At 40.9% G+C, this 13482-nt stretch carries 10 protein-coding genes; 7 read left to right on the top strand and 3 right to left on the bottom strand.

The features are described from left to right. Nucleotides 1-22: 22 nt before the first annotated feature. Together PL_RS05305 and PL_RS05300 are read right to left on the bottom strand one after the other, a co-directional pair. The gene (locus PL_RS05305) at nucleotides 23-1549 is read right to left on the bottom strand and encodes a SusD/RagB family nutrient-binding outer membrane lipoprotein (protein ID WP_041880116.1); all 1527 of its coding nucleotides are present in this window, start codon (nucleotides 1547-1549) and stop codon (nucleotides 23-25) included. An 11-nt stretch (nucleotides 1550-1560) separates the two neighbouring features. Next, a complete protein-coding gene (locus PL_RS05300; RefSeq protein ID WP_052496147.1) occupies nucleotides 1561-4707 on the bottom strand; it encodes a SusC/RagA family TonB-linked outer membrane protein in 3147 nt (1048 codons plus the stop codon). A 290-nt stretch (nucleotides 4708-4997) separates the two neighbouring features. Here PL_RS05300 and PL_RS05295 point away from each other — a divergent pair, with 290 nt between their 5' ends. The 7 genes from PL_RS05295 to PL_RS05265 all read left to right on the top strand — a co-directional run bounded on the left by PL_RS05295 (nucleotide 4998) and on the right by PL_RS05265 (nucleotide 12286). Then, nucleotides 4998-6089, top strand: coding sequence for an alkaline phosphatase family protein (locus tag PL_RS05295; RefSeq protein ID WP_041880119.1), 1092 nt, complete (start codon nucleotides 4998-5000; stop codon nucleotides 6087-6089). Between the two features lie 10 nt (nucleotides 6090-6099). After that, entirely contained in the window at nucleotides 6100-7704 is a 1605-nt protein-coding gene (locus tag PL_RS05290; protein WP_052496148.1) for an endonuclease/exonuclease/phosphatase family protein, read from the top strand. Nucleotides 7705-7784: 80 nt separating this feature from the next. Beyond that, a complete protein-coding gene (locus tag PL_RS05285) occupies nucleotides 7785-8360 on the top strand; it encodes a hypothetical protein (protein ID WP_041880121.1) in 576 nt (191 codons plus the stop codon). A gap of 51 nt (nucleotides 8361-8411) precedes the next feature. Next, on the top strand, nucleotides 8412-9449 hold the full coding sequence (gene mnmH / locus PL_RS05280; RefSeq protein ID WP_041880124.1) for a tRNA 2-selenouridine(34) synthase MnmH: 1038 nt from the start codon (nucleotides 8412-8414) through the stop codon (nucleotides 9447-9449). Nucleotides 9450-9464: 15 nt separating this feature from the next. Then, complete coding sequence (selD, locus tag PL_RS05275; RefSeq protein ID WP_041880127.1) at nucleotides 9465-10514, top strand: selenide, water dikinase SelD; 1050 nt, start codon at nucleotides 9465-9467, stop codon at nucleotides 10512-10514. 37 nt (nucleotides 10515-10551) lie between these two features. After that, a complete protein-coding gene (locus tag PL_RS05270; protein WP_041880128.1) occupies nucleotides 10552-11007 on the top strand; it encodes a rhodanese-like domain-containing protein in 456 nt (151 codons plus the stop codon). A 121-nt stretch (nucleotides 11008-11128) separates the two neighbouring features. Continuing rightward, on the top strand, nucleotides 11129-12286 hold the full coding sequence (locus PL_RS05265) for a DUF3095 domain-containing protein (protein ID WP_041880131.1): 1158 nt from the start codon (nucleotides 11129-11131) through the stop codon (nucleotides 12284-12286). Between the two features lie 53 nt (nucleotides 12287-12339). Here PL_RS05265 and PL_RS05260 read toward each other — a convergent pair whose 3' ends face one another. Beyond that, a complete protein-coding gene (locus PL_RS05260) occupies nucleotides 12340-13386 on the bottom strand; it encodes an alpha/beta fold hydrolase (RefSeq protein ID WP_041880134.1) in 1047 nt (348 codons plus the stop codon). Nucleotides 13387-13482: the final 96 nt, after the last annotated feature.

Here is a 13482-nt window from a genome sequence, read left to right as displayed (position 1 = left end):
AAAACAGTAGTCTTCAGAAGAATTATTTCAGCAGCCACATGAGCTGGTCTCTGTCGTCAATCTCACTTCCAAACTGAGCAGTTAAAGCAGCTCTGTAATTGGCTGTATTGTCAGTGTTTTCGGCTGTTGGATACGCCCATCTTACCGGAAATTTAGTGATGTTGTTGACGTTTGAAAATTTGTACTCCGGAACTCCTGTACGGCGGTTCAGAAACCAGGCTTCCCATCCCGAGTTTTCGGCAAATGAAAGATATTGCTGTTCCAGGATTCTTTTTAAACCAGCAGGGCCACTGATATATGGTGCTTTACTGGTCAGGTAATCTCCGACAGGTGCATTATAAAAATCCATGGAAGCCTTAACGCCATTGTCATAATGCGTTTTTGCATCGGTAGCAATCCAGCCTCTGTTGGCTGCTTCAGCAATATTTAATTCCTGTTCTGAATAACCCAGTAATATAGATGGCTGGCCAGTGAAATTCCAGAATCTTTTTTCATTAGGTCTGGAAAATTCTCCATTATTCTTTTTCAGATTGTTATCTATGGCTGTAGCTGCAGCACTTGCTCCTGCATATGAAGCGAAATCTGCTCTTACTGCTGCCTCATTGGTTGGGTTGGCTGCCAGTGCTTTAGGGGTAGGATCAGCTATGATTGGTAATCTGGGATCCTGATAACTTTTAAGCAGATCAATATAAGTGTCGGCATAAATGACTCCTTCTTTTAAAATTCCTGCTGTCGGATTATAAGTGCCTCTGAAACCATCTTCGTCTCTGTGTGTAATCTGCATATTATCAGACAGGCTGATGAATAATGGGTATTTTGAAGGATTTTGTATAATAGCCTGAAATCTGCTTTTTACGTTTACATCTGCATCGTTCTCTTTTTTACTTAATAATATCAGTACTCTGACGGTATAGGCGTTGATTGCTTTTTGCCATTTTCTCAGATCTCCTGTATAGTAAATATCTCCGTCTACAGATGCGCCCGGGTTAGCGGTAATGAATGCACCAAGTTCAGTATTAGCTTCATCCAGCCAGTTTAAACACTGGATAAATACAGATTTTTGGCTATCATATCTGGGTTTAGGGATTTCCGCTCCTTTTAATGCTTCTGTGAGTGGAATATCCCCCATCTGTCTGGTCATGGTGATATAGTAATAGGCTTTTAAAAATTTAGCGAGTATGGGGTAAACGGGTGTTTTTGCAGATTCGGCCTCTTTAACCATTTTGTCAATATTGCGCAACGCACTACTTATTGCACTGTAAGTGGTAGATTTATCATTGTCTTTGATTTTGTCGCCATAGTAAAAAGAGCCGGTTCCGTATTTGTAATTTACCGGGCCGGAATCGGCACTGGCAAAAGTATGATACTGAGGATCCTGATAAGAGTCTGTGAATGAACTTACGGGTCTTGGAATGACTGCGGTAAAAAGTAAAGCAGGTGGTACTGAAATCGGGTTATTGGGATTGTCTCTCAGTACATCATATTTTAAACAGCCACTGGTGGTAACAATTACCAGAAGTAAGCAAAGTATTATTTTAATAGCTTTCATGGTCTGAGCTTTTATAATTTAAGATTGATATTAAAACCGTAAGTCCTTTGTGAAGGCTGCTGAAGACCAGTATCTCCAGTCTCCATACTGTATGTATCCAGATCACCAAAGGTTTTGTCTTTGGTCCAGTAATATAGATTTCGACCTACTAAAGAAATAGAAGCTCCTTTAATAAAAGTTTTTTTCAGGAAAGAGGCCGGAAAATTATAAGTGAGGACAACTTCTCTCAATTTGATAAAAGTCTTGTCAATAATGAGATTTTGCCATGCTGCTTTATATCCTTTTGCCCAGGTCTGATAATCAACTTTATAATCGTTTGGAGCAAATACTCTTGTATCAGAAAGCAGATTGCCATTCGGGTCATATTTTGCCGCCCCGCTTACAATTTTAAGTCCTGGTATCAGCATCGTCTTTGGGTCACCTCCGGTAGCATAAGCGATATTTGATAATTCTCTTTCAGGGCCAACTGCATCAGGGTGAGAGCCTGATTGCCAAAGATTTCGCTCATAACCATCATAAGTAATACCACCAAATCTGCCGTCGACCAAAAAGGAAAGAGATAGATTTTTATAATTGAAAGTATTGTTCATGCTCAGTGTAAAACTTGTTTTTTGGTTACCCATATCTACGGTGTAATCTGTAACTCTGGGTAATCCGTTTGCATCAATAATCAGTTTGCCATCAGGTGATTTTTCCCAATCGTTATACCAGTACTCATCCAGACGTCCGCCTACCGGGATTTTTCCTTCCATCAGTTGTGGAGTTCCGTCAGCCAGCGGAGGTAATGACTTTAAGTAATCTTTACCGGAATCCATATTGATAATTGAAGTCCAGGAGAAATTATCAGTTTTTACCGGGGTAACATTTACAGAAAAGTCATAACCTCTTCTTTGCGTTGTTCTTCCATTCAGTCTGATACCTGTATAACCCGATGTTTGAGAAAAAGGCTGGGTAAATATCTGAGGACCGTAGTTGTTGGTATAATAGGTAAAATCGAAACCCAGTCTGTCATTTAAGAATCTGGCTTCCATACCTGCCTCATAAGTAGTGTTAAACTCCGGCTTCAGATTCGGATTGTCAATAATATTGGGATAAGCAGCTGTAGGTGAGTTTCTGTATCGGTCACCAGTTGAATAGGAGTTTACAGCAGTATAGATATCCATATCACCGCCAACTTTTGCATAAGCCGTTCTTAATTTCAGATAGCTGATAACTGTAGGCAACTTAAATATATCGCTTACTATAGCACTCAATGACGCAGAAGGATAAAAGAAAGCAGAATTATTTACCGGTAAAGTGGAAGATTTGTCTGTTCTGCCTGTCAGACCAAGAAATAGCTTGTTTTTATAACCAATGTCAACGGAAGAATAAGCACTATATATGCCTTTTCTGTCCTTATAACTGGTAGGAGTGATCTTATCAGTCGAATTTTCCAGTTTAAAGATGTTCGGAACGATTAGTTTTGTAGTAGCTGCATGCGCCTCTGTATTTGCTGTATAGCGCTGGTTTCCGCCTAAAGTAGCATTTACACTGAATACATTATTGAAGAAAGTATTGCGGTATTTTAGCAGGAAATCGGTATTTGATTCGAGAAATGTATATTCATTATGTCTGTATCTGCCACCGCGATCGGCAATGCTATAGTCATAAATGTCCATCGCAATCTCTTCATCTTTGGTTAAGGTATAGGTATTCAGATTAGTTCTGATATCTACATCCAGCTGATTATTGATTTTATAGTTGAATTTCAGTGACCCCAGAATATCGTTTTTAGTATAAGGTCTTCTCCACTCATAAGCAAGCATGTACGGGTTATTGTATCGCCAGTTTTCTACAAAGCGTTGCTTGATTCCTTCTTTACCCGGAACCCAGTAATCTTTAAAATCCCTGATATCAAAATGGGCACCTCCCCAAATCGTTAAATTGTAGATAGGAGAGTGCGGACCATAGTCATTGCGGGGCAGGTTACTTGCAAACTCATAAGTATGTTGCAATGATCCTTCAACGGTCAGCTTTTTTGAAAGATTCGTATAGCCGCTCAGACGGAAAGTATTGATGTTTAATTTGGCGCCTGGTACTGATGCTTTTGAATATTTGTAAGTGTCAGAGAGTGTAATACTTCCATTTTCTCCTTTGCTTTGTACAGAGAAATTTGTAGAGGTCAACAAGCCGGTTTGCATAAAATTGCCCAGATTGTCTTTGCCTCTGGCAATCCATGGGGTAGGAATTCTTTTACCAGTAACCGGGTCAATAGGAGAGTCATATTGAGGAATCAGTCGTCCGTCAAATTTGGGACCCCATACCGAATAATCAAAGTCATTTACACCTCCGCCTCCGGGGCCTCCCGAACCAAATGCATATTGTCCGGCATCACCCGGGCCATACAGAGTCTGAGCTCTCGGAATTCTGATAAACCCTCCCTGGAAAGTAGTCGAAGAATTTACAGCTACGGTGGTTCCCATAGCAGCTTTGCTGCCATTTTTTAAAGTAATCTGCACTGCCCCGTTAAGTCCCAGAGAACCATATAATGCAGATGCAGCTGCACCTTTAAGAACCGATACATTTTCTATATCATCAGAACTGATATTCCATAGGTCAGTATCGGTATTAGGAACACCATTTATAACAATTAAGGGCTTTTTACCCCTTAGAAATATTTTGGGATCAGAGAAGAAGTCGCTGCTGTTCTGGATGGTCAGTCCTGCTACTTTACCCGTTAAAGATTCTACCACATTCGGGGAAATAGCCTTTTGCAAAGACTCACCCTGTACTTCCTGCACAGCATAACCAAGACTTCGTTTCTCTTTTTTTACACCTAATGCAGTTACTACAACCTCGTTAAGGGCATTCTGTTCGGGGGTGAGTTTTACATTGACCTGTGATTGTGTACCAGCATTAATCTCTTGCGGCTGGTAGCCAATGTAACTGAAAATCAGGGTAGAGTTAGGTGAGATAGTCAGACTGAATTTTCCTGTCGTATTGGTGGTGCCACCAATATTACTGCCTTTTACTTTGACAGATACACCAGGCATACCCTGGTTTTTTTCATCTGTGACTGTTCCCGTGACAGTGCTTTGAGCATAAGTGGCACTCAGGCCCAGCAGCCAGACCAAAATGGTTATTTGGCCCACCTTTTTTAATGAGTAGATAATTTCCATACATTCAGAAGTTTAATTTGGCTATACTATGTTTAGTATTTGTACAAATATATAATACTTATTTAGAATGCAATGTTAAGTAATGCTTAACTTTTGAAAAAAATACACAATCTATGATATCATTGTATTTTGCTCTTAAATCATTATTAATTTGCTTTTAAACTTAGTTCTAAAATTTTATCAGCTGATTTTAGTGACGTTTATGTTACTTGTTTTATTTAGTATTTGTTAACTTATTGTGTTATTTTTACTCCCATACCAATTTTATAAACCTATACAAGCCAATTGAAATGAATAAAAGAATTTTTCCGGTACTGCTGGCCTTATTAACGTCGGCTGCTGCCTATGCTCAGAAAAGTAATAAGGTAGAAAATGTGATTATTGTATCTATTGATGGTTTGCGCTGGCATGAAGTTTTTCAGGGAGCCGAGAAAGCATTGATCAAGAACAAAAAGTATAATTCACAGGATTCAGTTCAGAGAATAAAAAAATACTGGGCTGATGATCAGCAGGAACGTAGAAAAAAATTAATGCCTTTTGTCTGGAGTGTAATTGCAAAAGAGGGGCAGTTATATGGCAACCGCGATTTGGGAAGTCTGGTGAATGTTAAAAATCCTTACTGGTTTTCATACCCCGGACGTAATGAGAATCTGACTGGTTTTGCAGATCCGAAAGTGAATTCTAATGATTATCCTGATAATCCGAATAAGAATATTCTGGAATTTATCGATCAGCAAAAGGGATATAAAGGTAAAGTTGCCTCATTTGCCTCCTGGGATGCCGTAGTCAGAATAATTAACCGGAATCGAAATGGCCTGATGGTGAATAACCCATTTGAAAACATAAAAGATACTAATCTTACCGAGGCTGAAAAATTAGCTAATGAAATTCAGCATTATGAGCCTAAAATATGGGGTGATGGAGAGCGTATGGATGCAACTACCTATGCAATAGCAAAATCTTATATCATGGCCAGACATCCAAAAATTGTTTACCTTGACCTGGCTGATACCGATGAACACGGACATGAGGGGCATTATGAACTTTATCTGGATGCAACCCATAGTATTGATGCGATGCTTGGCAGCCTATGGGAAAATATTCAGCATGATCCTTTTTATAAAAATAAGACAGCTATTATAGTTATGCCGGATCATGGCAGAGGCGAAGGTAAACAATGGACCAGTCATGGTTCCGGTACTCCACATTCCAATGAAACCTGGCTGATGGCCATCGGACCTCAGATAAAACCTTTGGGTGAGGTTAAAAATAATGGGCAGTTATACCAGGATCAATATGCCCAAACCATAGTCCGCTTACTGGGTTTTGAGTTTACTTCGGCAAATCCAATTGGTGAAGCCATAGAAAGCGTTTTGAAATAATCTTCAGGGCATGAAACTTAAAAGCATAACTATTCCCGCAGTTTTACTGCTGTTTTTTGCAATGGATCTTCACGCTCAGGAACCGGTATATTATCTCAATTTTGACAACTTCAATTTTAAAGAGACCATTACACCTAAAGACAGCGCATATTATGTTGTTGATCTTCAGCAATCCCAGTATGTAAAAGGATTGAGTGGCAGGGCACTGGATCTTTCTGCCAATGCAATCTTAAGAAGACCGGTTAAACTCGGTAAGGGTACATTACCTGAGTTTAACGAAAAGAGCTCTTTTTCAATCCAGGTATGGGTTAAAACTTTGCCGGGTGCAAAGATGGGTACTCCCGTAATGGGGAATAAAAAAGCAGATGATTTATCGACTGCAGGCTGGCAGATTTATACCCGGGAGAATGGTGCGTGGGCGCTGATTTTAAATGATGGCAAAAGACGATATGATTATAAACCTACAGCAGAAAGACAAAAAATAAATGATGGAAAATGGCACCAGATTGTTTTTACTGTTGACAGAAAAAAGCAGGAAGTGTGGATTTATCTGGATGGAAAGAACGTAGCGATATACAATACACCAGAACTCGGCGGATTTAATACAGAGCTGGCAACAGTTGTGGGAGGGACAGATGAAAAGTGGGAGTATGGATCAAATGGACAGTGGAATGCATTTAATGGATTTCTCGATGAGATAAAGATTTGGAATACGATCGTAAAAGATACAGAAGTACAGCAATTATTCGCACAATTCAACACAGGGGTAAATATAAATGAAGCAACCTGTGTTCCTTCAGATCTCAAAGTCCTGACATGGAATGTCTGGCATGGCGGACATCGTTACGGACAGGCTGTAGGTTTACAAAGGTTAATAGAAACCATGAAACCGACACATGCAGATATTATAGGTCTGGTTGAAACTTACGGATCCGGTGAAATCATTGCTGATTCTCTGGGATATTATTTCTATCTGATCAGTGCCAATTTATCCATCATGAGCCGTTACCCTGTCACAGAGACGATTAAAGAATTTCATCCTTCCAATTTTGGAGGGGTGAAATTAAATCTGGGTTCCGGTAAAAACCTGGTTTATCTGAATACCTGGCTGAATTATCTGCCTGATGTAGATGCCAGTATCAGACAGCAGCAAAAAAATGCTCAGGAATTAATCAAGGATGAGGCTGATACCCGACACATGGAAATCAAAGAAATACTGAGAAGGATAGATCCTTATCTTAAAAATGCAGCTCATATACCTGTAATTATGGGGGGCGATTTCAATATGGGGTCGCATCTGGATTGGACGGAAGAAACAAAGGCTATTCATTTTAACCGTATCGTAGAATGGCCGGAAAGTAAAGAAATGCTCAATGCAGGGTTTACAGATAGTTATCGTGCGCTCCATGTCAATCCTTTATCAGATCCCGGATTAACATGGGGAGTAAGGGCAGCAACAACAACAGCTAAATATGGTGTCAGAGATAGGATTGACTTTATCTATTTTAAAGGAAATAAGCTGAATCCGATTGAATCAAGGGTGATTGATTATCATCCGGTGATGTTTCCGTCTGATCACGCAGCTGTCATGTCAATTTTTCAATGGAAAAATTAATTCAGTAAAATATAAATTAAATACAGAACATAATACGGGTTTTACAGGTTATAAGAATAAATATCCTATAAAACAGATTAATGGAACATCAAACTTACCAGGACGCAATAGCGGAATACGAACTTAAAGAAAGCGAACAGTCACTATTGCTTTATGCACATTATGGCAGAGCAATTTATATGGGGCAGGCTTTAGAGCAGCAGACGATCAATATGCTGGCTATAGATGACATTGTGAAAAATAAACCTGAGTCGCAGGATACCTACGAAGCGATCTGGGCCAAATATGATCATAGTAAAAAAATGGTCGGAATTATGACTGCTTTATTGCAGGAAGCTTATCATATCAGTGATGTGGATATGGAAGAACTCAGAGAAGTCCTGGCCTGGAGAAATAACTTAGCTCACAGATACTTCAGGTTCAACGATGTGCTGTTCGCTTCGCATGGCGGACGTAAACGTATGATTAAGGATTTTGTAGACTTTGCCAATAGTATCAGAGCGGTAGAAGAAAAGTTGTCAGTTTATATTGCGGCTTATAACAGAGGGGCGGGTTTAAGTACAGAAAGCATTGCAAAATTACTGGCCGAAAGAAAAGAAGAATGGAAAGATAAGGTTATCGATGATACCTATGACAGTACTGTAAAGTATAACTAGTTCTCTCTGGATTCTGACCAGATTTATGCATCTTTGGCTCAAATCCAGAAAATGATCAGAACGATTACTATCAGTGACTTTATCAGCCTGTCTGAAGTTATTCCCTTAGTTGATGTCCGGACCCCTGCAGAGTTTGCGCAGGGGAAAATACCCGGCGCATTTAATCTCCCGATTTTCACGAACGAAGAACGTGTTCTTGTAGGTACCACCTATAAGCAGGTTGGAAGAGAACAGGCTATTTTACTGGGCTTTGATCTGACCGGGAATAAATGGTCTTCATTCATCAAAGAAGCACTGGAGATTTCACCTGCAAAAAAGATAGCGGTACACTGCTGGCGTGGCGGAATGCGAAGCGGCGCAATGGCCTGGGCACTGGATCTATATGGTTTTGAAGTTTACCTTATTGAGGGTGGTTATAAAAGCTATCGCAGATGGTCTGCCGGACAATTTGAAAAAAACTATCAGCTGAATATTCTGGGCGGGATGACCGGTTCGGGGAAAACCAGGCTGTTACATCAGTTTCGGTCTTCCGGAGAACAGATCATAGACCTCGAAGACCTGGCTCAGCATCAGGGCTCATCCTATGGTACCATGAACAAAATGGTACAGCCTACACAGGAACAATTTGAAAATAATCTTGCTTTTCAGCTGAATCTGCTGGATCAGGATCGTACTGTATGGGTAGAGGATGAGAGTCTGACCATTGGTAAAAGATGTATACCCAATCCTTTCTGGCACCAGATGAGAGATGCTGTACTGGTCAATATCCAGGTTCCTCATGAATACCGTGTTGAATTACTGGCTGCAGAATATGGCGCTTTAGATGCGGCATTTTTAATTGAATGTACAGAGCGGATCTGGAAAAGATTAGGCCCGGAGCAGACTAAAAATGCTATCCTGGCAATTGAAGAAGGCCGGATGCCGGATTTTATCCGGATCGTACTGGTTTATTATGATAAAACTTACAGGACAGGTCTGAGCAAGCGGAATAAAGAGAAAGTTATTACAGTTGAGCTGGAAAGTAAAGATATCATGGCCAATGCCGCCCGGATTTTGAATTCCTTAAAAGAAGCAGCTACCAGAAAATAATTATAAATCAGAGAAATGGACGCGAATAATATAAAACTTACTCAATATTCACATGGTGCAGGATGCGGTTGTAAAATCAGCCCTGCCATACTTGATAAAATCCTGCACAGTGCAGTTCCTGCAATTACTGATCCCCGGCTTTTAGTAGGGAATGACAAAAGAGATGATGCAGCAGTATTTGATCTGGGGAACGGATCAGCGCTGATTTCTACTACAGACTTTTTTATGCCTATAGTGGATGATCCTTACGATTTTGGCAGAATTGCTTCTGCCAATGCAATCAGTGATGTCTATGCAATGGGAGGAAAGCCAGTTATGGCGATCGCAATTTTAGGCTGGCCGATTGAAAAGCTTGCACCCGAAATTGCACAGAAAGTGCTGGAAGGTGCAAGAGCTATTTGTGCTGAAGCGGGTATTACACTTGCCGGCGGGCATAGTATAGATTGTCCGGAGCCGGTTTTCGGATTATCAGTTAATGGACTGGTCAACACTTCACAGCTTAAACAAAACTCTACAGCAACAGCTGGCTGCCGTTTGTATTTAACCAAATCCCTGGGTGTAGGTATTTTATCTACTGCTCAGAAAAAAGGTGTATTGCTTGCCGAAGATGCGGCAATTGCGCTGAAAAGTATGGTTACCCTGAATAAGCCGGGTGAGTTGTTCGGTCAGCTGGAAAGTGTAAAGGCTATGACTGATGTTACTGGTTTTGGATTGCTTGGTCATTTAGCAGAAATGTGTGAGGGAAGTGATTTATCAGCAGTTATTGAATTTGACAAGGTGCCGGTAATTTCTTCATTGCCCTATTATCTGGAGCTCAATTGTTATCCGGGTGGTACACAAAGAAACTGGAATAGTTATGGCCATAAAGTAAGTGAACTGACGGCAAATCAGAAATTCATCCTTGCTGATCCTCAGACCAGCGGAGGTTTGCTGGTTGCAGTTGAAGCAGATGGTGTGGAAACATTTGAAGCTTTGCTGAAAGCACAAGGCCTGACTGAAGAACATCTGGTATCTTTTGGCTGGCTGAAAGACAGAGACACAGCGCAGCTGATTCAGGTAGTCTAAAATCTCAGTAAATAGAAAAAACAATAAATTACAGCTTATGCTTAAAAACATTTTATTCAGGACAGCTATTATGCTGTTGTTATTTACAGCCGGAGTAACTGCTGCATATGCACAGACTTCAAAACCTTTTTTACAAAGTAATCCCTGGAAAGAGGATCAGTTAATTGAACCGGCTGCACTGGCTGCTATGATCAGTAAAAAGGAAGAGGTTAAAATCTATAATATTGGAGTGGTTCAGAACATCAGGGGAGCAATCAATGTTGGTGCTGCAAGTGATGCTGTGAATCTGGAAAAACTAAAACAGCTCCTGAAAACGGTGCCTAAAAATAAATCCATCGTGATTTACTGCGGTTGTTGTCCGATGGGTAAATGCCCTAATATAAGACCAGCATTTAAATTGTTTTTGGAGCAGAAATTTACTAATGTCCGTCTGCTGGATCTTCCGGATAATATCAAAATTGACTGGGTTGATAAGGGATATCCCGTAGAATAAGGTTATCGTCTTTAAGACTGCGGCCGGATTTTAACAGTTAAGATTAATCGCGCTGATTATTGCTTATATTATGTTCCGGAAAACCGGTCCCCGAATCAAAGGTTTTTTTTAACAGAACAAAATGGGAAATGTAAAAACCGACTTGTTTTACACTGAAATGCCATCTGTTGGTGTAGGTATAAATGATCTTTTAGCTCAGGAAGATCTCTTTTTTAAAGTTCCGCCCGACTGGCATATCGTGATCACAGATATTAAGAATTCTACCCGGGCTGTGCAGAACGGACAACATAAAGAGGTGAATTTTCTTGCTACAGGCAGTATCGTTGCCGTACTGAATATTGCTGAAAAAATGAAGGTAGATGTACCATTCTTTTTTGGAGGCGATGGTGCAACGTTTATTGTTCCTCCATTGATCTTTGCTCCCGTTATGGGAGCTTTGTCTTTATACCGGGTAAATTCACTGACTAATTTTGATCTGGAAATCCGTACCGGAACCATAACCGTGAGCAGGGTTTATCAGGAGGGTTATGAGCTACGGATTTCTAAATATAACCGGTCATCTTTTTTCTCAATTCCTGTGGTGCTTGGAACCGGGCTGGATTATGCTGAAAAACTGATTAAAGCAGAAGATTACGAATCTGGTGAGTTTCTTTCGGAAGAAAATGAACTGGATCTTTCCGGTATGCAATGCCGGTGGGATAGGATTGCCCCACCGGAAAATCAACAGGAAGTCGTGTCCTTACTTGTTGTTGCAGCCAAAGGAGTAAGTCAGTCTGCAGTGCTGCGGAAAGTGATGCTTAAAATAGAAGAGATTTATGGTGATCCCCTACAAAGACAACCTATATCGATCCCAAAGCTACGTTTGCAAACGACCTTCAATAGTCTAAAGACAGAATTGCTGGCTAAACTCGGGAAATTTGACTGGCTTGAAATTATAAAAGCCCAATTGGTAAGCATTTATGGTTTCATTTATTTCCGTACTCTGAAAGGAAAACGTTATCTGGAAAAACTGATTGAAATGTCAGATACGCTTGTATTGGACGGAAAGATTAATACAGTAATTTCGGGTACGGTTTTACAAAGGCAGAAACTGGAAAATCTCCTGTCACAAATGGAATCCTCCGGTGAAATATTTTTTGGATTGCATAGTAGTAATGCTTCTGTCATGTCCTGTTATGTAAGAAATATGGATGATGGCCATATACATTTTGTAGATGGTGCGGAAGGTGGTTATACACAGGCCTCAAAAATACTTAAGCGTAAATTAATCCATCTTTAGCATCCGGTTGTTTTGATCACCGGATGCGCTAAGGAAAAAATTGCACAGCAAATTTATCTGCTAAGCTTATCGGCTTCGATAATAGCCTCAGCAAATGCCTGAGGAGCTTCCTGTGGTAAATTATGTCCGGCACCTCTGATAATCCGGTGTATACGTTTACCTGAAAATTTGCTGGCATATGCTGTGCCATCTGTTGCAGGCGCAACGCCATCAGCGTCACCATCAAGAGTGACTATGGGTACGGAAATTACCGGTCCCTGAGCCAGGAGTTTTTCTATATTGTCGTATTGCGGATCACCTTCGGCCAGGCTCAGTCGCCAGCGGTAATTATGGATCACAATACTGATATAATCCGGATTATTGAATGCAGCGGCAGTACGAAGGAAAACGGCATCACTGAAATCCCATTTTGGAGAAACATTTTTCCAGATCAGCTTTGCAAAATCATTTCGGTTAGCCTCATAACCAGTGCGGCCGCGCTCGGTAGCAAAGTAGTACTGGTACCACCAGCCCCATTCTGCTTTTGGAGATAAAGGTAGTTTGTTACGCTCAAGATTATTAATCAGATACCCATTTACAGCAACCATTGCTTTGCAGCGTTCAGGCCAGAGTGCTGCAATAATACAGGCGGTTCGGGCTCCCCAGTCAAAACCGCCAAGAATAGCTTTGTCAATCTGAAGTGCATCCATAAAATCTATGATATCGCGGGCAACTGCTGCCTGCTGGCCGTTTCTAAATGTCCCGGCTTCAAGAAAACGGGTTGTGCCGTGACCCCGCAGATAAGGAACAATTACTCTGTAACCCTGGGCAACGAGCAGAGGAGTGACCTCTGCAAAGCTATGAATATCATAGGGCCAGCCATGCAGAAGAATCACGACAGTGCTGTTGGCCGAACCAGCTTCAGCGTAGCTGACATTCAGCACGCCGGCATCAATTTGTTTTAAATCATCAAATGAATCACTGATCTTATGGGCAGTTACATTTTCGGTTGCTGATTGCGCCTCGGCCGGACTGCTGATCATAATGAGCGGGCCTGCGGCAAGCGTGATGGCCGCAGTACTCAGGAACCGGCGGCGGTCATATTTTAGTTGTTCTGACATATTGTGTTTTTTAATCAAAAATAAGTGTGTACCGGGCGCTGCTCAATTAATAAACGGGTTAAACAGGCTGGATTGTAGCTGAATCAGGCATTTTCA

Origin of the sequence: Pedobacter lusitanus (assembly GCF_040026395.1) — a bacterium.
Lineage (GTDB): Bacteria > Bacteroidota > Bacteroidia > Sphingobacteriales > Sphingobacteriaceae > Pedobacter > Pedobacter lusitanus.
The sequence above is the reverse complement of the archived record's forward strand: the minus strand, read 5'-3'. Positions and strand labels throughout refer to the sequence as shown.

Excerpts from the sequence above, each read along its gene's own strand:
- PL_RS05305 (WP_041880116.1), bottom strand. The coding sequence starts at position 1,549 with ATGAAAGCTATTAAAATAATACTTTGCTTACTTCTGGTAATTGTTACC.
- PL_RS05300 (WP_052496147.1), bottom strand. The coding sequence starts at position 4,707 with ATGGAAATTATCTACTCATTAAAAAAGGTGGGCCAAATAACCATTTTG.
- PL_RS05295 (WP_041880119.1), top strand. The coding sequence starts at position 4,998 with ATGAATAAAAGAATTTTTCCGGTACTGCTGGCCTTATTAACGTCGGCT.
- PL_RS05290 (WP_052496148.1), top strand. The coding sequence starts at position 6,100 with ATGAAACTTAAAAGCATAACTATTCCCGCAGTTTTACTGCTGTTTTTT.
- PL_RS05285 (WP_041880121.1), top strand. The coding sequence starts at position 7,785 with ATGGAACATCAAACTTACCAGGACGCAATAGCGGAATACGAACTTAAA.
- mnmH (WP_041880124.1), top strand. The coding sequence starts at position 8,412 with ATGATCAGAACGATTACTATCAGTGACTTTATCAGCCTGTCTGAAGTT.
- selD (WP_041880127.1), top strand. The coding sequence starts at position 9,465 with ATGGACGCGAATAATATAAAACTTACTCAATATTCACATGGTGCAGGA.
- PL_RS05270 (WP_041880128.1), top strand. The coding sequence starts at position 10,552 with ATGCTTAAAAACATTTTATTCAGGACAGCTATTATGCTGTTGTTATTT.
- PL_RS05265 (WP_041880131.1), top strand. The coding sequence starts at position 11,129 with ATGGGAAATGTAAAAACCGACTTGTTTTACACTGAAATGCCATCTGTT.
- PL_RS05260 (WP_041880134.1), bottom strand. The coding sequence starts at position 13,386 with ATGTCAGAACAACTAAAATATGACCGCCGCCGGTTCCTGAGTACTGCG.